The sequence below is a fragment of the Pelomicrobium sp. G1 genome (assembly GCF_051905455.1).
GTDB lineage: Bacteria > Pseudomonadota > Gammaproteobacteria > Burkholderiales > UBA6910 > Pelomicrobium.
On record NZ_JBQACR010000008.1, the window covers coordinates 147,223 to 164,775 of the forward strand.

A 17,553-nucleotide genomic window follows, 5' to 3' on the forward strand; every position below is an offset into this window, starting at 1 on the left:
CGGATCATGGTTTCCTCGGCAGGTCGCATCGCCTGGGTCCTTCCCGCGCTCCTCTTCGCCGGCTGCTCCAACGTGGGCTATTACGCCCAGTCGGTGAGCGGGCACCTGGAGGTGATGCGCCGCGCCCAGCCGATTCCCCAGGTGCTGGCCGATCCCGCCACCCCCGATCCCGTGAAGCATCGGCTCGAACAAGTGCTGGCGATCCGGGAGTTCGCCAGCCGGGCGCTGGGGTTGCCGGACAACGGGAGCTACCGCCGCTACGCCGCCCTGGACCGGCCCTACGTGGTGTGGAACGTGTTCGCCACCCCGGAATTCTCCACCCGGCTCAAGGAATGGTGCTTTCCGGTGGCGGGCTGCGTGGGCTACCGGGGCTACTATGCCCGGAAGGAGGCGGAGGCTTTCGCCGCGGGGCTCAAGGCCCGGGGCTACGACGTGCTGGTGCGGGGCGTGCCGGCCTATTCCACCCTGGGCTGGTTCGACGATCCGGTGCTCTCCACCATCCTCCGCTATCCCGAAACCGAGATCGCGCGCTTGATCTTCCACGAGCTCGCCCACCAGGTGGTGTACGTTCGGGACGATTCCGTGTTCAACGAGTCCTTCGCCACGGCGGTGGAGCGGGAGGGGGTGCGCCGCTGGCTTGAGGCCCAGGGCACCGAGGCCATGCGCGCCGTCGAGGCCGCGGCCCGGGGGCGCCGAGAGGATTTCGTCCGGCTGGTGCTGGAGTACCGGGATCGGCTGGAGGAGGTCTACGGCGCCGATCTTCCCCGGGAGGAGAAGCGGGCGCGGAAGGGCGAGCTCCTCGGCGCCCTTGCGAAGGATTACCGGCAGCTCAGGGAACGCTGGGGCGGCTTTTCCGGCTATGACTCCTGGTTCGACGGAGAGCTTAACAACGCCTACCTGGCGTCGGTGGCGGCCTATACCCAGCTCATGCCGGCTTTCGAAGCGCTCCTTGCCCGGGAAGGAGGCGATCTTCCGCGCTTCTACGCCGCGGTGAGGGCCCTGGCCCGTCAGGACAAGGCAGCGCGCCTGGCGGCCCTGGAAGCCCTGGCCGCCCGCGCCGGCGGGACCGAGCCCGGGCGGTCGCCGCCCCAAGATGCCAGGATGCAGAGGGCGGAATGGTAAAATCGGCCGCAGCCGCCAATGCCTCCGCCCCCATGTACCAGGAACCCGACATCCCCGCCCTGCGGCGCATCCTCAAGGAGAACCGGGTGATCGCCGTGGTGGGCATCTCCGCCCACTGGTACCGGCCGAGTTATTTCGCGGCGAAATACATGCTGGACCACGGCTACCGGGTGATCCCGGTCAACCCCTCCTACGGGGAGGTGCTGGGACAGAAGTGCTACCCCAGCCTGCTGGACATCCCGGAGAAGGTGGACATCGTGGACTGTTTCCGTAAGAGCGCCGACATTCCTCCCATCGCCGATCAGGCCATCGTCATCGGCGCCAAGGTGCTGTGGATGCAGATCGGCGTCATCCACTTTGAGGCAGCGGAGAAGGCCCTGGCCGCTGGGCTGGAGGTGGTGATGGACCGGTGCGTGAAGATCGAGCACGCGCGCCTGTTCGGGGGCCTCAACTGGGTGGGGGTCAACACCCGGGTCATCTCCGCCAAGCGGCCCCGGTGGCTGCCCTATTGAGCCTGTCCGGCCCTGGCAAGGGCGGCCGCGCTCCGGCGCTCCCGCGCCCTCTGGGGTAAGATAACGGAAATCTTCGATTTTCCCGACGTGAGCGGAATCACCATCGCCCTGTCCAAGGGCCGCATTCTGGAGGAAGCCCTGCCGCTCCTCGCCGCCGTGGGCATCGTTCCCCGGGACGACCCCGCCCGGTCCCGCAAGCTGATCCTCACCACTTCCCGGGAGGACCTGCGGCTGGTGATCGTGCGGGCGGCCGACGTGCCCACCTACGTGGAGCACGGGGCCGCGGACCTGGGGATCGCGGGCCGGGACGTGCTGGTGGAGCACGGGGGAGCGGGCCTCTACCAGCCCCTGGATCTGGGCATCGGCGCTTGCCGCATGATGGTGGCGGTGCCGGCCGGGTTCGACTACGCCGCCGCCGTGTACCGCGGCGCCCGCTTGCGGGTGGCCACCAAGTACGTGACGGCGGCCAGGGAGCACTTCGCGGCCAAGGGCGTGCACGTGGACCTGATCAAGCTCTACGGCTCCATGGAGCTCGCCCCCTTGACCGGGCTCGCCGACGCCATCGTGGACCTGGTGAGCACGGGCAACACCCTCAAGGCCAACCGCCTGGTGGCGGTGGAGGAGGTGATGACGGTGTCCTCCCGCCTGATCGTGAACCAGGCCGCGTTGAAGCTGCGCCGCGCCGAGATCCAGCCCCTGATCCGGGCCCTGTCCAAGGCCTGCGCGGGGCAGGGGCGGGAGCTGGCCCATGGTTAGGCTACGGCGCCTGTCCACGGCCCAGGCCGATTTCGACGCGAGGCTCGCCGAGCTGCTGGCGTTCGAGTCCGCCCAGGATCCCCGGGTGGACGCCGCCGTGGCGGAAATCCTGGCGGAGGTGCGGCGCCGAGGGGACGCGGCGGTGCTGGAATACACCCGCCGCTTCGACGGCCTCGACGCCCGGTCGATGGCCGAGCTGGAGCTGCCGGCGGAGCGGTTGCGGCAGGCCCTCGCGCGGCTCCCCGCCGCCCAGCGGGACGCCCTGGATCAGGCCGCGGTGCGCATCCGAGCCTATCACGAGAAGCAGAAGCAAGCCTCCTGGTCCTACACGGATGAAGAAGGGGTTTTGCTCGGGCAGCAGGTGACGCCTCTGGACCGGGTGGGGCTCTACGTGCCCGGCGGCAAGGCGGCGTACCCCTCCTCGGTGCTCATGAACGCCATTCCCGCCGCCGTGGCGGGGGTGCCCGAGCTGATCATGACGGTGCCGGCGCCCCGGGGAGAGCTGAGCGAGCTGGTGCTGGCGGCGGCGGCCCTCGCCAGGGTGAACCGGGTGTTCACCATTGGCGGCGCCCAGGCGGTGGCGGCCCTCGCCTACGGCACCGGGACGGTTCCCCAGGTGGACAAGATCGTGGGACCCGGCAACGCTTACGTGGCGGCGGCCAAGCGCCGGGTCTTCGGGGTGGTGGGGATCGACATGGTGGCCGGTCCCTCCGAGATCCTGGTGATCTGCGACGGATCCACCGCCCCCGACTGGATTGCCATGGACCTCTTCTCCCAGGCCGAGCACGACGAGCTGGCCCAAGCCATCCTGGTGTCCCCCGATGCCGCCTACCTGGAGGCGGTGGCAGCCAGCATCGAGAGGCTTCTCCCCCGGATGGAGCGCCGGGAGGTGATCCGGGCGGCCCTGGAAGGCCGCGGCGCCCTCGTCGCCGTGCGCGACCTGGAAGAGGCGTGCGCGGTGGCCAACCGCATCGCCCCCGAGCACCTGGAGCTGTCGGTGGAAGATCCCGACCGCTGGCTGCCGAAAATTCGCCACGCCGGTGCCGTCTTCCTCGGCAGGTACACCTCCGAGGCCCTGGGAGACTATTGCGCAGGCCCCAATCACGTGCTTCCCACCTCCCGCACGGCCCGCTTTTCCTCGCCCCTGGGGGTCTACGACTTCCAGAAGCGCACTAGCGTCATCCGCGTCTCCGCCGCGGCCGCCGCCCGCCTAGGCCGTGTTGCCGCCACCCTGGCCCGGGGCGAAGGGCTAGAGGCCCACGCCCGCTCGGCGGAGCTGAGGGTGGAACAACTGTAAAAATTATGCCGCTGAAGCCCGAACAGCTCGTCCGCCCCGAGATCCTGGCCCTCTCGGCCTATCCCGTGCCTCCGAGCCGGGGCATGGTGAAGCTGGATGCCATGGAAAACCCTTATCGCCTGCCCCCCGAGGTGCAGGCGGAGGTGGGGCGACTCGCCGCGGAGACGGCCCTCAACCGCTACCCCGACCCCCAGGCGCCGGCCCTCAAGGAACGGTTGCGGGCGTTCTTCGGGCTGCGGGCGGACACCGGGCTCATGCTGGGCAACGGCTCGGACGAGCTGATCCAGATCGTCGCCCTGGCTCTCGCCCGGCCTGGGGCTGTGCTGCTTTCGGTGGAGCCCACCTTCGTTATGTTTCGCCTGATCGCCACCTGGGCCGGCATGGCCTACGAAGGGGTGCCCCTCAAGCCGGACTTTTCCCTGGACCTGGAGGCAGTCCTCGTCGCCATGGAGCGGCGCCGGCCCGCCCTTATCTTCATCGCCTATCCCAACAATCCCACCGGCAACCTGTTCGACCGCTCGGCCCTCCTTCGCCTGATCGAGGCGGCCCCCGGGCTGGTGGTGATCGACGAGGCTTACCACGCCTTCGCCGAAGAAAGCCTGCTGGACGCCCTGGAGCGCTACGAGCACGTGCTGGTGATGCGCACCCTGTCCAAGCTGGGCTTGGCCGGCCTGCGGCTGGGGGCGCTGATGGGCCCGCCCGCCTGGCTGGAGCAGTTGGAAAAGGTACGGCTGCCTTATAATGTGGGCGTGTTGACCCAGGTGGTGGCCGAGTCCGTTCTGCAGCGATCCGACGTGCTGATCCAGCAGGCCGCCGCCATCCGCGGCGAGCGGGAGCGGCTCGCCCGGGCGCTCGGGCAACGGCCCGGCGTTACCGTGTATCCGAGCCGGGCCAATTTCCTGCTATTCCGGGTCGCCCGGGCGCGCGAAGTGTTCGAGGGCCTGAAACGACAGGGCGTGCTGATCAAGGATCTGAGCGGTTCCCACCGGCTGCTCGCCGATTGCCTGCGGGTGACCGTGGGTACGCCCGAGGAAAACGAGCGTTTCCTTGTGGCCCTGGACGCGAGCCTCCCCGCGGCGGCCGGCATCGGGCGCTCCCCCGGACTTCCCGATCTCGCTCCCATCGCGCCGTCCAAGCCCTGACCCGAATCTGGATGCGCTATCGCCCCCTTCCACGATGCCGGAGAGCGTAGTCGTGCGCCAAGCCACCGTCACCCGCAACACCCAGGAGACCCGGATCACCGTCGCCCTCCACCTGGACGGCAACGGCGCCGCTCGGCTCGCCACGGGCGTGCCGTTCCTCGACCACATGCTGGACCAGGTGGCGCGCCACGGGCTGCTGGATCTGGAGGTGAAGGCGGAAGGGGATCTGCATATCGACGCCCATCACACGGTGGAGGACGTGGGCATCACTCTGGGCCAGGCGCTGGCCCAGGCCCTAGGCGACAAGCGGGGGGTGCGCCGCTACGGCCACGCCTACGTGCCCCTGGACGAGGCGCTCTCCCGGGTGGTCATCGACCTCTCCGGGCGGCCGGGCCTGTGGTTCCATGTGCCCTTCACCCGCGCCCGGGTGGGCGAGTTCGACGTGGACCTGGTGCGCGAGTTCTTCCAGGGCTTCGTCAACCACGCCATGGTGACCCTGCACGTGGACAACCTTTCGGGCAGCAACGCCCACCACCAGGCGGAGACCGTGTTCAAGGCTTTCGGGCGGGCGCTGCGTATGGCGGTGGAGCTGGACCCGCGCCAGGGGGGCGCGCTGCCGTCCACCAAGGGGGCCCTGTGAGCGCGGGACGCATCGCGGTCGTGGACTACGGGATGGGCAACCTGCGCTCGGTGGCCAAGGCCCTGGAGCACGTGGCCCCCGGCGCCCGGGTGGAGGCGACCCGGGATCCCGCGGTGGTGGAGGCCGCCGACCGGGTGGTCTTCCCCGGCCAGGGGGCCATGCCCGATTGCATGCGGGAGCTAGAGGCCACCGGCCTGCGGGAAGCGGTGGTGGCGGCGGCGCGGGAGAAGCCCTTCCTGGGCATCTGCATCGGCTTGCAGATGCTCTTCGAATGGAGCGAAGAGGGGAGCGTGGCGGGGTTGTCGGTGCTGCCGGGCAAAGTGCTGCGTTTCCCGTCCCACGCCATGGTGGACGCCGAGGGGCGCAAGCTCAAGGTGCCCCACATGGGCTGGAACCAGGTCTATCCGGTGATCGAGCACCCTCTATGGCGGGGCATCGCGGCAGACGCCCGGTTCTACTTCGTCCACAGCTATTACCCGGAGCCGGGCGATCCCGCCTTGGTGGCCGCCTACAGCCTTTATCCCTTCGCCTTCACCTGCGCCGTGGCGCGGGGGAACGTCTTCGCGGTGCAGTTTCACCCGGAAAAAAGCCAGGCGGCGGGGCTGCGGCTGCTCGCCAATTTCGTCGCCTGGGACGGAAGCTCCGGGAGCTCCGCCGCGGCCTCCCGGGTCGAGACGGGCGCGGTGCGGGCATAGCGGGCCGATCGGGCGTGACGGGGAGAGGGTAGAACGGTTTCAACGCAGGGGTGGGCATGCTGATCATTCCGGCGATCGACATCAAGGACGGCAAGTGCGTGCGGCTCAAACAGGGGGTAATGGATACGGCGACCGTCTTCTCCGAGCGTCCGGCGGAGATGGCGCGGCATTGGGTGCAACTAGGGGCCCGCCGGCTGCACCTGGTGGACCTGAACGGGGCCGTCGCCGGCCGGCCCAGGAACGCAGCGGTAATCAAGGAAATCGTGGCGGAGGTGGGCGATGAGGTGCCCCTGCAACTCGGCGGCGGCATCCGGGACCTGGAAACCATCGAGCGCTACCTGGACGACGGCATTTCCTGGGTGATCATCGGCACCGCGGCGGTCAAGACGCCGGGATTTGTGCACGACGCCTGCTATGCCTTCCCGGGCCACATCATGGTGGGCCTGGACGCCAAGGACGGGAAGGTGGCGGTGGACGGCTGGTCCAAGATGACCGGCCACGACGCCCTCGACCTCGCCAGGAAGTACGAGGACTACGGGGTCGAGGCCATCATCTACACGGACATCGGTCGCGACGGCATGCTCGCGGGGATCAACATCGACGCCACCGTGTCCCTGGCACGGCGGCTCAAGATCCCGGTGATCGCGAGCGGCGGGGTGACCGGCCTGGAGGACATCCGAGCCCTGTGCCGGGCGGAGGACGACGGAGTGATCGGCGCCATCACCGGGCGGGCCCTCTACGAAGGCCGGCTCGATTTCGTCCAGGCGCAAAAGCTCGCGGACGAGCTGAGCGGCAAAACGTAGATGGGCCTTGCGAAGCGCATCATCCCCTGTCTGGACGTGGACAAGGGCCGGGTGGTCAAGGGGGTCTCCTTCGTCAACCTGCGGGATGCGGGCGATCCGGTGGAAATCGCCCGCCGCTACGACGAGCAGGGGGCGGACGAGCTCGCCTTCCTGGACATCACCGCCAGCGCCGAGGCGCGGGACACCATCGTCGGCATCATCGAACGGGTGGCGGAGCAAGTGTTCATCCCCCTGACCGTGGGGGGCGGCGTGCGCACGGTGCAGAACGTGCGCACCCTGCTCAACGCCGGCGCGGACAAGGTGAGCATCAACACGGCGGCGGTGGAGAATCCGGATTTCGTGGCCGAGGCAAGCGGCCGCTTCGGCGCCCAGTGCATCGTGGTGGCGATCGACGCCAAGCGGGTCGACGGCGCCGAGCGCTGGGAGGTCTACACCCATGGCGGGCGCCGGCCGACCGGGCTCGACGCCGTGGAGTGGGCGCGCCGCATGCAGGCCCTCGGGGCAGGGGAGCTGCTGCTCACCAGCATGGACCGGGACGGCACCCGGAGCGGCTTCGACCTGGCCCTTACCCGGGCGGTCTGCGACGCGGTGGACATCCCGGTGATCGCCAGCGGCGGCGTGGGCCGCCTGGACCATCTGGTGGAAGGGATCGTGCAAGGGCACGCCGACGCGGTGCTGGCGGCGAGCATCTTCCATTACGGCGAATACACGGTGCGCCAGGCCAAGGAACACCTGGCGCGCCACGGCATCGAGGTGCGATGGTGAGGGGCGGGCAGAAGTGAGCTGGCTCGACGAGGTGGCGTGGGACGAACGGGGGCTGGTGCCGGCCATCGCCCAGGATGCCCGCACCGGCCGGGTGCTCATGGTGGCATGGATGAACCGGGAGGCCCTGGACGAGACCGCCCGCACCGGCCACGCCGTGTACTGGTCCCGCTCCCGGGGCCGGCTGTGGCGCAAGGGGGAGGAGTCGGGCCACGTGCAGCGCGTGAGAACGATCCGCCTGGATTGCGACGGCGACGTGGTGCTCCTCATCGTGGAGCAGGTCGGGGGCATCGCCTGCCACACGGGGCGGGAGCGCTGCTTTTTTCGCGAGCTGCAGCAGGGGCGGTGGGTCACCACCGAGCCGGTGCTCAAGGACCCGGGGGAAATCTATCCGGGAGCCGGGGAGAAGGGGGCTGGATCATGATCGACGCGAACGTGCTCAAGCGCCTGGGGGAAGTCATCGCCGCCCGCCGCCAGGCGAGTCCGGATAGCTCCTACGTGGCCCGGTTGTTCAGCCAGGGGGAGGATGCTATTCTTCGAAAAATCAGCGAGGAAGCCACCGAGACGGTGCTCGCCTCCAAGTCGGGGGACAAGCTCCACCTGGTGCGGGAGACCGCCGATCTGTGGTTTCACAGCCTGGTGCTTCTCGCCTATCATGGTCTCGGGCCGGACGACGTCCTGGCGGAGCTGAGGCGGCGCGAGGGCATTTCGGGCATCGACGAGAAGGCGAGCCGGGTCGATCGTTGAAAAACTCTTCTGGTTCTTGAGCGTCTAATCAAAAGCTAAATAATGGACAGTTGCGTGTTCTGCAGGATCGTGCGGGGGGAGCTCCCCAGCCGCAAGGTCTACGAGGACAATGATATCCTGGCATTCCACGACATCAATCCGCTCGCCGCGGTGCATTTCATGATCATCCCCAAGCTGCACGTGGAATCCCTCATGCACGTGACGGATGCCCACCGTGACGTCCTCGGCAAGATCCTGGTGATGGCGCCGCGGCTCGCCCGGGAGCAGGGGTTGAACGACGGCTTTCGCGTGATCATCAACACCGGGCGCATCAGCAGGCAGGAGGTGTTCCACCTGCACGTGCACGTCATCGGGGACAAGGAAGTCCTGCCGCCCATGCTCGTGCGCTCGCGCGCGGCCTAGCACAGGAGTCACTCCATGGGTACCTTCAGCATCTGGCACTGGCTCATCGTTCTGCTGATCATCCTGCTGGTGTTCGGCACCAAGAAGCTGCGCAATATGGGCGCCGACCTGGGCGCCGCGGTCAAGGGCTTCAAGCAAGGGATGAAGGAGGGCGAGGCCGAAAAGGACGAGGGTCAGTCCCAGATTTCCAAGCAGACGATCGAGGGCGAAGTCAAGGAAAAGACCGAAACCAAGGCGTAGAGGCCGTGAAAAACGACTCGTGAACGCTGAAAGGCGGCGGCCGAGGCGCCGGGGATCGGGACGCCCGGCTTTTCATCCGACCTTTCTCCGCCCGCCCATCCTAGGTCTGCCCCGAGCGTTTCACGCACAAAATGTTCGACATCGGTTTCTCAGAGCTTCTCGTCATCGCCCTCGTCACCCTGATCGTCGTCGGTCCCGAGCGGCTGCCGAAAGTGGCGCGCACGCTGGGGCACATGCTCGGCCGCTTGCAGCGCTACGTGAACGACGTGAAGGCCGACATCGCCCGGGAGATGGAGCTGGAGGAGCTGCGCAAGATGCGCGCTTCGGTGGAGGAGTCGGCGCGGGAAATCGAGCGTTCCATCCAAGAGGAGGTGAACCGGGCCGAACGGGAGGTGCAGTCGGTGGCGGAGGCGGTGGAAAAATCGGCGGTCGAGGGCGCCGCCGCGGCCGAGGCCTCTTCCATTCCGTCCCGGGACGGGGAGGCGCGGGAGCGGCCCGCCGCCGACGAGCAAAAGCGCTGAGCCCGCCGCGCCATGGACCAGCAGGAAACCTTCATCTCCCACCTGGTCGAGCTGCGCGACCGGCTGCTCAAAGCCCTGATCGCCTGGCTGCTGGTGTTCGTTGCCCTGTTCCCCTGGGCGCGCGACTTGTACACCCTGCTCGCCAAGCCGCTGCTGGCCAAGCTTCCCCAGGGCGGGCAGATGATCGCCACCGAGGTGGTGACGCCCTTCTTCGTGCCGGTCAAGGTGGCGATGCTGACGGGCTTCCTGGTGGCGCTGCCCTACATCCTGTACCAGCTCTGGGCCTTCGTCGCCCCCGGCCTCTACAGCCACGAGAAGCGGCTGGTCCTGCCCCTGGTGGTGTCCAGCACCGTGCTGTTCGCCGCCGGCATGGCGTTCGCCTATTTCCTGGTGATGCCGGTGGTGTTCGGGTTCATCACCGCCATCGCCCCGGAAGGGGTGGCGGTGATGACCGACATCAGCAAGTACCTGGATTTCGTCATGACCCTGTTCCTCGCCTTCGGCATCACCTTCGAGGTGCCGATCGCGGTGATCGTGCTGGTGCGCTTCGGCGTGGTGAGCATCGACAAGCTCAAGCAGGCGCGCCCCTATGTCATCGTCGGCGCCTTCGTGATCGCCGCCATCGTCACGCCTCCCGACGTGATCTCCCAGATCATGCTGGCCGTGCCCCTGTGCCTGCTCTACGAGGCCGGCATCCTCCTCGCCCGGTTCTTCGCCCGCCCCGCCGCGGAGGGCTACCGCCCCATGTCGGACGAGGAAATGGAGCGGGAGCTGGACCGCATCGAGCGCGGGGAGAATTGACCCGTCCGGGGCGCCCGCTGGCGGGCCGCCCCTCTTTCAGGACGCGCCGGGCCGCGGCCGCTTGCCCACTTGCACCGTCACCTGCAGCTCCTTCTGGTTGCGCAGGAGGGTGAGCTGGGCCTTCTGGCCGGGCTTGAGGGCCGCCACCAGGTTGAGCAGGGCGGAGGCGTTGGCCACGGGCTTGGATTCCACCGCCACCAGGACGTCGCCGGGCTTCACCCCCGCCCGCTCCGCCGGCTCGCCCTTCATCACCTGGGTGACCAGGGCGCCCCGGGTCGAGCCGAGGCGGAAGGATTCGGCCAGCTCCGGGGTGAGATCCTGGATCTGGACGCCGATCCAGCCCCGGGTCACGCCGCCTTCGGCGATGATCTGCTCCATCACCTGCCTGGCCAGGCTGGCGGGAATGGCGAAGCCGATTCCCATGGAGCCGCCGTTTTGGGAATAAATGGCCGTGTTGATCCCGATCAGGTTGCCGTCGGCGTCCACCAGCGCGCCGCCCGAGTTGCCGGGATTGATGGCGGCGTCGGTCTGAATGAAGTTCTCGAACGTATTGATGCCGAGATGGGTGCGGCCGACCGCGGACACGATGCCCATAGTGACCGTCTGTCCCACGCCGAAGGGGTTGCCGATGGCGAGCACCACGTCCCCTACCCGGGAAGCCTCGGGGCGCCCGAAAGTGGCCGGGTGCAGGGGCGCCAGGTCGATCTTGAGGACGGCGAGGTCGGTCTCCGGGTCGGAGCCCACCAGGCGGGCCTTGGCGCTGCGCCCGTCGGCCAGAGCCACCTCGATCTCGTCGGCTTTTTCCACCACGTGGTGATTGGTGAGGACGTAGCCCTCGGGACTGACGATGACCCCCGAGCCGAGGCTGGAACTCTGGCGCGCCTCGTCGTCGAACTCGTCGCCGAAAAAGCGGCGGAACAGGGGATCGTCCAGCAGGGGATGGCGGGGAGCGGTGACCACTTTGGACGTGAAAATGTTCACGACCGACGGCATGGCCTTCGCCGCCGCCGTCCTCAGGGTCCAGGGGCCGGGAGACCCCCCGGCCGGCGCAGGGGCCTCGGCTTCCCGCACGGTGGCGACGGTTTCCGCCGGCTTCGTCCAGGGCAGAAGCTCCGGCCGCAAAGTCGCCACAACGAAAAACACCGCCAGGGCGATGGTCGCGGTTTGAGAGAAAGTCAGCCAGAGTTTGCGCATGGATAGGCGCCCCCTCCGGGCCCGGCGCCGGAGGCTAAGTGCGCCCGGCAAGGCGGGGGGATTCAAGGGCGGGACTCAGGATAGGTGGATCGAAACCCGAAGATGTTGAAACCCGTTAGGCGAACCTGCGGCAAGTCGTACGTTACCGAAATTATTGCCCAAACGGGTGGCAGGGGGAAGGCCAGGAGGCCGGCGTGGGGCGCGCGTTGCCGTCGATGGCGCCTCCGACCGGCAGCGGGCGAGGGCGAAAGCCGGGGGGCGGTTTGCCGCCCCCGCAAAACGGGCCGAGGCCCTTGAATCTCTGCGCCTTTTGCACTCCGGGACTTAAGTTTGCCGTCCACTTTCGGTAGAATGCACAAATTTTTCTGATCAACTCAGTCAGGGAGCGGGCATGAGCGATCAACAGGTGGATGCCGGTCGCAGGAGGCTCCTGATCGCCGCCACCAGCGTGGTGGGAGGCATCGGGACCGTGGCGGCCCTCTGGCCTTTCATCGACAGTATGAACCCGAGCGAGCGGGCTCGGGCCGCGGGCGCCCCGGTGGAGGTGGACATCGACAAGCTGGAGCCGGGGATGCTGATCCAGCAGGAGTGGCGGGGCAAAGTGGTCTGGGTGCTGAACCGCACCCAGGAGATGCTAGCCGCGCTGCCCAAGCTGGCCGAGGAGGGGGCGCTGGCGGACCCGAATTCGGACCGCTCGATCCAGCCAGAGTACTGCAAGAATCCCCACCGGTCGATCAAGCCGGAATATCTGGTAGCGGTCGGGATCTGCACCCACCTGGGTTGCTCGCCCACTTACCGGCCCGACGTGGCCCCCGCCGACCTGGGACGCGACTGGCTCGGCGGCTTCTTCTGTCCCTGCCACGGCTCCAAGTTCGACCTGGCCGGGCGCGTGTACAAGAACGTCCCTGCGCCCACGAACCTGGACATTCCTCCCCACAAGTACCTCACCGACACCCGCATCCTGATAGGCGAAGACACGAAAGGGGCCTGAGCGATGAACGGCATGCTGACGGCGTTGATCCGCTGGTTCGACGAAAGGTTCCCGCTCACCGCGACCTGGAAGCGGCACCTCTCCGAGTATTACGCACCGAAAAACTTCAATTTCTGGTACTACTTCGGCTCGCTGGCGCTGCTGGTGCTGGTGATCCAGATCGTCACCGGCATCTTCCTCACCATGCACTACAAGCCCGACGCCGCCCAGGCGTTCGGTTCGGTCGAGTACATCATGCGCGACGTGAACTGGGGCTGGCTCATCCGCTACCTGCATTCCACCGGCGCCTCGGCCTTTTTCATTGTCGTCTATCTGCACATGTTCCGCGGCCTGATGTACGGCTCCTACCGCAAGCCGCGGGAGCTGGTGTGGCTGATCGGCATGGGCATTTACCTGGCCCTCATGGCGGAGGCGTTCTTCGGCTACCTGCTGCCCTGGGGGCAGATGTCCTACTGGGGAGCCCAGGTGATCGTGAACCTGTTCTCCGCCATTCCGCTGGTTGGACCGGACCTGGCGGTGTGGATCCGCGGCGACTACGCGGTGTCGGACGCGACGTTGAACCGCTTTTTCGCCTTCCACGTGATCGCCTTGCCGCTCGCGCTGGTGGGGCTCGTGTTCGTGCACATCGTGGCGCTGCACGACGAGCATGTTGGATCCAACAATCCCGACGGGATCGAGATCAAAAAGAAAAAGGGACCGGACGGCAAGCCCCTGGACGGCATTCCGTTTCACCCCTATTACACGGTCAAGGACATCGTGGGGGTAGTGGTGTTCCTGATGGCATTCTCGGCGGTGGTCTTCTTTGCCCCGGAGATGGGGGGGTATTTCCTCGAGCACAACAATTTCATCCCTGCCGATCCGCTCAAGACCCCTGAGCACATCGCCCCGGTGTGGTATTTCACCCCTTACTACTCGATCCTGCGGGCGACCACCTCGGACTTCATGTGGGTGGTGGGGGCGTTCACTGTCGTAATCGCCGCCCTCGTCGTCTTCTCCCGGGGAAGCGCGGCGCGCAAGACCGCCGCGGTGGCCATCGCCGCGATTCTGCTCCTTGGCTACGCGACCCTGGATCCCAAGTTCTGGGGCGTGGTCCTGATGGGCGTGTCGGTGCTGATCTTCGCCCTGCTGCCGTGGCTCGACAAGAGTCCGGTCAAGTCGATCCGCTACAAGGGCCCGATCTTCAAGCTGGCGCTGGCGCTGTTCGCGGTGAGCTTCCTGATCCTGGGCTACCTGGGCGTGCTCCCGCCGACACCGGGACGTACTCTCCTCGCCCAGGTATGCGCCGTGATTTATTTCGCTTTCTTCGCGCTCATGCCGTGGTACTCGAGCGTGGACAAGACCAAACCTGAACCGGAAAGGGTGACGGGGTGATGAAGATCAACAACTTTTTCATAAGCGCCTTGTTGGCCTTGCTGCTCGCGCCGGCGGCGGCCTGGAGTGCCGGCGCCGAAGTCAAGCTGGACAAGGCGCCCATCGATCTGGAGGACGGGCTGTCCCTGCAGAGGGGCGCGCGGCTTTTCGTGAACTACTGCCTGAACTGCCACAGTGCCGCTTACATGCGCTACAACCGGCTCACTGACCTGGGCCTGTCCCAAGAGGAGATCGAGAAATACCTGATCTTCACCGGTGCCAAAGTGGGCTCCACCATGACCGTGGCCATGAACGTGGACGATGCCAAACAATGGTTCGGCGCCGCCCCTCCCGACCTCACAGTCATCGCCCGCTCGCGGGGACCGGACTGGCTGTACACCTATCTTCGCACCTTCTACCGGGACGACTCCCGCGCCCTCGGCTGGAATAACCTGGCCTTCCCCCAGGTGGGCATGCCCCACGCGCTGTGGGAGCTGCAGGGCGTGCAGGTGCTCAAGGAGGAAGAGGTGGAGTCCCACGGCGAGAAGCGCGTGGTCAAGCGGCTCGTCCTGGCGGAGCCTGGAAAGCTCTCCAAGACCGAGTACGACGCGGCGGTGGCGGACCTGGTGAATTACCTCGTCTACATGGGGGAGCCCGCCCGGCTCAAGCGGATCCAGATCGGGATCGTGGTGCTGCTGTTCCTCGCGGTGCTGTTCGTCCTGACTTATCTCCTCAAGAAGGAGTTCTGGAAGGACGTGCACTGAGCCGGCCTAGCGTCGCCGCTCATCCGACAATAACGTGGAAACGCTGCCATGATGAGGCTCTATTCAGGCACCACCTGCCCGTTCAGTCACCGTTGCCGGATCGTTCTGTACGAAAAGGGGATGGACTTCGAGATCATCGACGTCGATCTCTACAACAAGCCCGAGGATCTGGCGGTCATGAACCCGTACAACCAGGTGCCGGTGCTGGTGGACCGGGACCTGATCCTGTACGAATCCAACATCATCAACGAATACATCGACGACCGCTTCCCGCACCCCCAGCTCATGCCGGCAGACCCGGTGATGCGGGCGCGGGCGCGGCTGTTCCTGTTCCGCTTCGAGCAGGAGCTGTTCTCCCACGTGCAATCGATCGAAAAGGGCAGCCAGAAGGCGGCGGAAAAGGGCCGCCAGCTTATCCGCGAGAGCCTGATCCAGATCGCCCCGGTATTTACCCGTCAGAAGTACATGCTGGGCGATGAGTACACCATGCTGGACGTGGCGATCGCGCCGCTCTTGTGGCGGCTCGACCATTACGGCATCCAGTTGCCGAAACAGGCGGCGCCGCTCATGAAGTACGCGGAACGGATCTTCTCCCGGCCGGCGTTCATCGACGCCCTTACCCCGTCGGAGAAAGTCATGCGAAAATGAAAATTTGGACGATCCTGCGGCCATGCGCGAGCTCTCCACCAAGCCCTATTTGATTCGCGCCATCTACGAGTGGTGCGTCGACAGCGGCGCCACCCCCTACCTCTCGGTGACGGTCGACGCCAACACCCGCGTTCCCATGGAGTACGTTCGCGACGGGCAGATCGTGCTCAACATCAGCCCCGACGCCACCCGCAACCTCACCATTGGCAACGACCTGATCCAGTTCTCCGCCCGCTTCGGCGGCGTGTCGCGGGAGCTGTCCATCCCCATCGACGCGGTGGCGGCCATCTTCGCCAAAGAGAACGGTCAGGGCCTCATGTTTTCCAGGCCGGAGCAGACCTCGGCGGGTACGGGCGGAGCGGACGCGGGCCCGGACGACAAGTCCCCGCCCTCGGGGGGAAACAGCGGGCGGCCGCGGCTGCAGGTCGTCAAGTAGTCGTAACGGCGGCCGCCTGGGAGCGGTTGGGTAAAGGGTGGCCGGCCAGTACAAGCCCGTGATCTATAATTTCCTCGCGGGCCGACATAGCTCAGGGGTAGAGCAACCGCCTTGTAAGCGGTAGGTCGTGGGTTCAAATCCTACTGTCGGCACCCTGCCAGCGATCCCGTCGAGCCGGCGCGAAATGCATCTTCCCGCCCGCCCCGGGCGCTTCGCCCGTGACGGTCACGGCCCGAGCTGGCCCGAAGACTCTTCTCCGGACGAGCGCCGTGGGGGCGCCAGTTCTTCGAATATTGACCCCGGTCAATAGCGCGAGGCGGGCTCATGCCATAGATTAATAAGCAATTTCGTCCGGCCGTGGTGCCGGCGTCCGTTTCCACCATCCTGGAGCAGGCAAGAGAAAATGAAAATCCACGAGTATCAGGCCAAGGAAATCCTGAGGAAGTACGGGGTCGCGACGCCCCGCGGTTTTCCCTGCTTCAGCGTCGACGAGGCGCTGGAGGCGGCAAAGAAGCTGGGCGGACCCGTCTGGGTGGTCAAGGCCCAGATCCACGCGGGCGGTCGGGGCAAAGGGGGCGGCGTCAAGCTAGCCAAATCCCTTGACGAGGTCCGGGCGCGGGCCTCGGAAATCCTGGGCATGCGGCTGGTCACCCACCAGACCGGTCCCGAGGGGCGCATCGTCAAGCGGCTCTTGATCGAAGAGGGCGCCGACATCCGCAAAGAGCTCTACGTAGGCATGGTGGTGGACCGGGTGACCCAGCGGGTCTGCCTGATGGCCAGCTCCGAAGGGGGCATGGACATCGAGGAGGTGGCGGCCAAGACCCCGGAAAAAATCCACAAGGTGTTCATCGATCCCGAAACCGGGCTGAAAGCCGAAGAGGCGGACGAGGTGGCGCGCAAGATCGGCATCCCGGAAGGCTCCATCTCCAAGGCCCGGGCCGTGCTGCAGGGCCTGTACCGGGCCTTCTGGGAGTGCGACGCCTCCCTGGCCGAGATCAATCCGCTGATTCTCACTGAGGACGGAAGCGTGCTGGCGCTGGACGCCAAGATGAACTTCGACGACAACGCGCTCTTCCGTCACCCGGAAATCGTGGAGATGCGGGACCTGGACGAGGAAGATCCCCTGGAGATCGAGGCGTCCAAGTACGACCTGTCCTACATTTCCCTGGACGGCAACATCGGCTGCCTGGTCAACGGCGCGGGCCTCGCCATGGCCACCATGGACACCATCAAGCTCTTCGGCGGCGAGCCGGCCAACTTCCTGGACGTGGGCGGCGGCGCTACTACCGAAAAAGTGACCGAGGCCTTCAAGATCATGCTGAAGAATCCCAAGATCAAGGCGATCTTGGTCAATATCTTCGGCGGCATCATGCGCTGCGACGTGATCGCCGAAGGGGTAGTGGCAGCGGCCAAGCAGGTCCATCTGAGTGTGCCGTTGGTGGTGCGCATGAAGGGCACCAACGAGGATATCGGCAAGCGGATCCTGGCCGAATCGGGCCTGCCCATCATTTCCGCCGACAACATGGCCGAAGCCGCCCAGAAAGTCGTCGCGGCTGCTGGCCGCGCCTGAGACTTGGGGGAGGCTAACGTGAGCGTAGCGAGCGTTAAGCGAGACGGAGTCGAGCGGCCGACACCAAAAGAGGGAAAGCGGCTGCTGGCCGCGCTTGAGACTTGGGGGAGGCTAACGTGAGCGTAGCGAGCGTTAAGCGAGACGGAGTCGAGCGGCCGAC

At 66.6% G+C, this 17,553-nt stretch carries 22 protein-coding genes and 1 tRNA gene; 22 read left to right on the forward strand and 1 reads right to left on the reverse strand.

Going from position 1 to position 17,553, the window contains the following annotated elements; translation table 11 throughout:
- Positions 1-6: 6 nt before the first annotated feature.
- The 15 genes from ACTFO6_RS09740 (at position 7) to tatC (ending at position 10,440) form a co-directional block, all read left to right on the forward strand.
- Complete coding sequence (locus tag ACTFO6_RS09740; RefSeq protein WP_439934261.1) at positions 7-1,122, forward strand: aminopeptidase; 1,116 nt, start codon at positions 7-9, stop codon at positions 1,120-1,122.
- The gene (locus ACTFO6_RS09745; RefSeq protein WP_439934262.1) at positions 1,116-1,634 is read left to right on the forward strand and encodes a CoA-binding protein; all 519 of its coding nucleotides are present in this window, start codon (positions 1,116-1,118) and stop codon (positions 1,632-1,634) included. Before ACTFO6_RS09740 ends, ACTFO6_RS09745 begins: the two co-directional genes overlap by 7 nt.
- Before the next feature lie 87 nt (positions 1,635-1,721).
- The gene (gene hisG, locus ACTFO6_RS09750) at positions 1,722-2,390 is read left to right on the forward strand and encodes an ATP phosphoribosyltransferase (RefSeq protein WP_439934263.1); all 669 of its coding nucleotides are present in this window, start codon (positions 1,722-1,724) and stop codon (positions 2,388-2,390) included.
- Positions 2,383-3,687 carry a histidinol dehydrogenase gene (hisD, locus tag ACTFO6_RS09755; RefSeq protein ID WP_439934264.1) on the forward strand — a complete coding sequence of 435 codons (1,305 nt, stop codon included), beginning with the start codon at positions 2,383-2,385 and terminating at the stop codon, positions 3,685-3,687. The genes hisG and hisD overlap by 8 nt, the downstream gene beginning before the upstream one ends.
- Before the next feature lie 5 nt (positions 3,688-3,692).
- On the forward strand, positions 3,693-4,829 hold the full coding sequence (hisC, locus tag ACTFO6_RS09760; RefSeq protein WP_439934265.1) for a histidinol-phosphate transaminase: 1,137 nt from the start codon (positions 3,693-3,695) through the stop codon (positions 4,827-4,829).
- A 52-nt stretch (positions 4,830-4,881) separates the two neighbouring features.
- Entirely contained in the window at positions 4,882-5,469 is a 588-nt protein-coding gene (gene hisB / locus ACTFO6_RS09765) for an imidazoleglycerol-phosphate dehydratase HisB (protein ID WP_439934266.1), read from the forward strand.
- Positions 5,466-6,164 (forward strand): imidazole glycerol phosphate synthase subunit HisH, encoded by a 699-nt coding sequence (gene hisH / locus ACTFO6_RS09770; RefSeq protein WP_439934267.1) that lies wholly within the window; start codon positions 5,466-5,468, stop codon positions 6,162-6,164. The genes hisB and hisH overlap by 4 nt, the downstream gene beginning before the upstream one ends.
- Before the next feature lie 56 nt (positions 6,165-6,220).
- The gene (hisA, locus tag ACTFO6_RS09775) at positions 6,221-6,967 is read left to right on the forward strand and encodes a 1-(5-phosphoribosyl)-5-[(5-phosphoribosylamino)methylideneamino]imidazole-4-carboxamide isomerase (RefSeq protein ID WP_439934268.1); all 747 of its coding nucleotides are present in this window, start codon (positions 6,221-6,223) and stop codon (positions 6,965-6,967) included.
- Positions 6,968-7,732 carry an imidazole glycerol phosphate synthase subunit HisF gene (gene hisF, locus ACTFO6_RS09780; protein ID WP_439934269.1) on the forward strand — a complete coding sequence of 255 codons (765 nt, stop codon included), beginning with the start codon at positions 6,968-6,970 and terminating at the stop codon, positions 7,730-7,732. It begins immediately after the preceding gene.
- A gap of 13 nt (positions 7,733-7,745) precedes the next feature.
- Positions 7,746-8,153 carry a phosphoribosyl-AMP cyclohydrolase gene (gene hisI, locus ACTFO6_RS09785; RefSeq protein WP_439934270.1) on the forward strand — a complete coding sequence of 136 codons (408 nt, stop codon included), beginning with the start codon at positions 7,746-7,748 and terminating at the stop codon, positions 8,151-8,153.
- Complete coding sequence (locus ACTFO6_RS09790; RefSeq protein ID WP_439934271.1) at positions 8,150-8,476, forward strand: phosphoribosyl-ATP diphosphatase; 327 nt, start codon at positions 8,150-8,152, stop codon at positions 8,474-8,476. Before hisI ends, ACTFO6_RS09790 begins: the two co-directional genes overlap by 4 nt.
- Positions 8,477-8,518: 42 nt before the next feature.
- Positions 8,519-8,878: a histidine triad nucleotide-binding protein gene (locus tag ACTFO6_RS09795; RefSeq protein ID WP_439934272.1), complete on the forward strand. Its 360-nt coding sequence runs from the start codon at positions 8,519-8,521 to the stop codon at positions 8,876-8,878.
- A 15-nt stretch (positions 8,879-8,893) separates the two neighbouring features.
- Complete coding sequence (tatA, locus tag ACTFO6_RS09800) at positions 8,894-9,118, forward strand: Sec-independent protein translocase subunit TatA (RefSeq protein ID WP_439934273.1); 225 nt, start codon at positions 8,894-8,896, stop codon at positions 9,116-9,118.
- 131 nt (positions 9,119-9,249) lie between these two features.
- Positions 9,250-9,639, forward strand: coding sequence for a Sec-independent protein translocase protein TatB (gene tatB, locus ACTFO6_RS09805; RefSeq protein ID WP_439934274.1), 390 nt, complete (start codon positions 9,250-9,252; stop codon positions 9,637-9,639).
- Between the two features lie 12 nt (positions 9,640-9,651).
- On the forward strand, positions 9,652-10,440 hold the full coding sequence (gene tatC, locus ACTFO6_RS09810) for a twin-arginine translocase subunit TatC (RefSeq protein WP_439934275.1): 789 nt from the start codon (positions 9,652-9,654) through the stop codon (positions 10,438-10,440).
- Between the two features lie 36 nt (positions 10,441-10,476).
- Here the strand turns inward: tatC and ACTFO6_RS09815 are convergent, their stop codons facing one another.
- Entirely contained in the window at positions 10,477-11,634 is a 1,158-nt protein-coding gene (locus ACTFO6_RS09815; protein WP_439934276.1) for a Do family serine endopeptidase, read from the reverse strand.
- Positions 11,635-12,025: 391 nt separating this feature from the next.
- Between ACTFO6_RS09815 and petA the strand changes: the two genes are divergently transcribed.
- The 7 genes from petA to sucC all read left to right on the forward strand — a co-directional run bounded on the left by petA (position 12,026) and on the right by sucC (position 17,393).
- Complete coding sequence (gene petA, locus ACTFO6_RS09820; RefSeq protein ID WP_439934277.1) at positions 12,026-12,625, forward strand: ubiquinol-cytochrome c reductase iron-sulfur subunit; 600 nt, start codon at positions 12,026-12,028, stop codon at positions 12,623-12,625.
- Positions 12,626-12,628: 3 nt separating this feature from the next.
- Positions 12,629-13,996, forward strand: coding sequence for a cytochrome b (locus ACTFO6_RS09825; RefSeq protein ID WP_439934278.1), 1,368 nt, complete (start codon positions 12,629-12,631; stop codon positions 13,994-13,996).
- The gene (locus ACTFO6_RS09830) at positions 13,993-14,739 is read left to right on the forward strand and encodes a cytochrome c1 (protein WP_439934279.1); all 747 of its coding nucleotides are present in this window, start codon (positions 13,993-13,995) and stop codon (positions 14,737-14,739) included. Before ACTFO6_RS09825 ends, ACTFO6_RS09830 begins: the two co-directional genes overlap by 4 nt.
- 48 nt (positions 14,740-14,787) lie before the next feature.
- A complete protein-coding gene (locus ACTFO6_RS09835) occupies positions 14,788-15,387 on the forward strand; it encodes a glutathione S-transferase N-terminal domain-containing protein (protein ID WP_439934280.1) in 600 nt (199 codons plus the stop codon).
- Between the two features lie 22 nt (positions 15,388-15,409).
- Positions 15,410-15,823, forward strand: coding sequence for a ClpXP protease specificity-enhancing factor (locus tag ACTFO6_RS09840; RefSeq protein WP_439934281.1), 414 nt, complete (start codon positions 15,410-15,412; stop codon positions 15,821-15,823).
- A gap of 80 nt (positions 15,824-15,903) precedes the next feature.
- Positions 15,904-15,975 (forward strand) — tRNA-Thr (locus tag ACTFO6_RS09845).
- A 251-nt stretch (positions 15,976-16,226) separates the two neighbouring features.
- Complete coding sequence (gene sucC, locus ACTFO6_RS09850; protein WP_439934282.1) at positions 16,227-17,393, forward strand: ADP-forming succinate--CoA ligase subunit beta; 1,167 nt, start codon at positions 16,227-16,229, stop codon at positions 17,391-17,393.
- Positions 17,394-17,553 lie beyond the last annotated feature (160 nt).

Coding starts and splice junctions, on each gene's coding strand:
- ACTFO6_RS09740 (WP_439934261.1), top strand. CDS start 7: ATGGTTTCCTCGGCAGGTCGCATCGCCTGGGTCCTTCCCGCGCTCCTC.
- ACTFO6_RS09745 (WP_439934262.1), top strand. CDS start 1,116: ATGGTAAAATCGGCCGCAGCCGCCAATGCCTCCGCCCCCATGTACCAG.
- hisD (WP_439934264.1), top strand. CDS start 2,383: ATGGTTAGGCTACGGCGCCTGTCCACGGCCCAGGCCGATTTCGACGCG.
- hisC (WP_439934265.1), top strand. CDS start 3,693: ATGCCGCTGAAGCCCGAACAGCTCGTCCGCCCCGAGATCCTGGCCCTC.
- hisA (WP_439934268.1), top strand. CDS start 6,221: ATGCTGATCATTCCGGCGATCGACATCAAGGACGGCAAGTGCGTGCGG.
- hisF (WP_439934269.1), top strand. CDS start 6,968: ATGGGCCTTGCGAAGCGCATCATCCCCTGTCTGGACGTGGACAAGGGC.
- ACTFO6_RS09790 (WP_439934271.1), top strand. CDS start 8,150: ATGATCGACGCGAACGTGCTCAAGCGCCTGGGGGAAGTCATCGCCGCC.
- ACTFO6_RS09795 (WP_439934272.1), top strand. CDS start 8,519: ATGGACAGTTGCGTGTTCTGCAGGATCGTGCGGGGGGAGCTCCCCAGC.
- tatA (WP_439934273.1), top strand. CDS start 8,894: ATGGGTACCTTCAGCATCTGGCACTGGCTCATCGTTCTGCTGATCATC.
- tatB (WP_439934274.1), top strand. CDS start 9,250: ATGTTCGACATCGGTTTCTCAGAGCTTCTCGTCATCGCCCTCGTCACC.
- tatC (WP_439934275.1), top strand. CDS start 9,652: ATGGACCAGCAGGAAACCTTCATCTCCCACCTGGTCGAGCTGCGCGAC.
- ACTFO6_RS09815 (WP_439934276.1), bottom strand. CDS start 11,634: ATGCGCAAACTCTGGCTGACTTTCTCTCAAACCGCGACCATCGCCCTG.
- petA (WP_439934277.1), top strand. CDS start 12,026: ATGAGCGATCAACAGGTGGATGCCGGTCGCAGGAGGCTCCTGATCGCC.
- ACTFO6_RS09825 (WP_439934278.1), top strand. CDS start 12,629: ATGAACGGCATGCTGACGGCGTTGATCCGCTGGTTCGACGAAAGGTTC.
- ACTFO6_RS09835 (WP_439934280.1), top strand. CDS start 14,788: ATGATGAGGCTCTATTCAGGCACCACCTGCCCGTTCAGTCACCGTTGC.
- ACTFO6_RS09840 (WP_439934281.1), top strand. CDS start 15,410: ATGCGCGAGCTCTCCACCAAGCCCTATTTGATTCGCGCCATCTACGAG.
- sucC (WP_439934282.1), top strand. CDS start 16,227: ATGAAAATCCACGAGTATCAGGCCAAGGAAATCCTGAGGAAGTACGGG.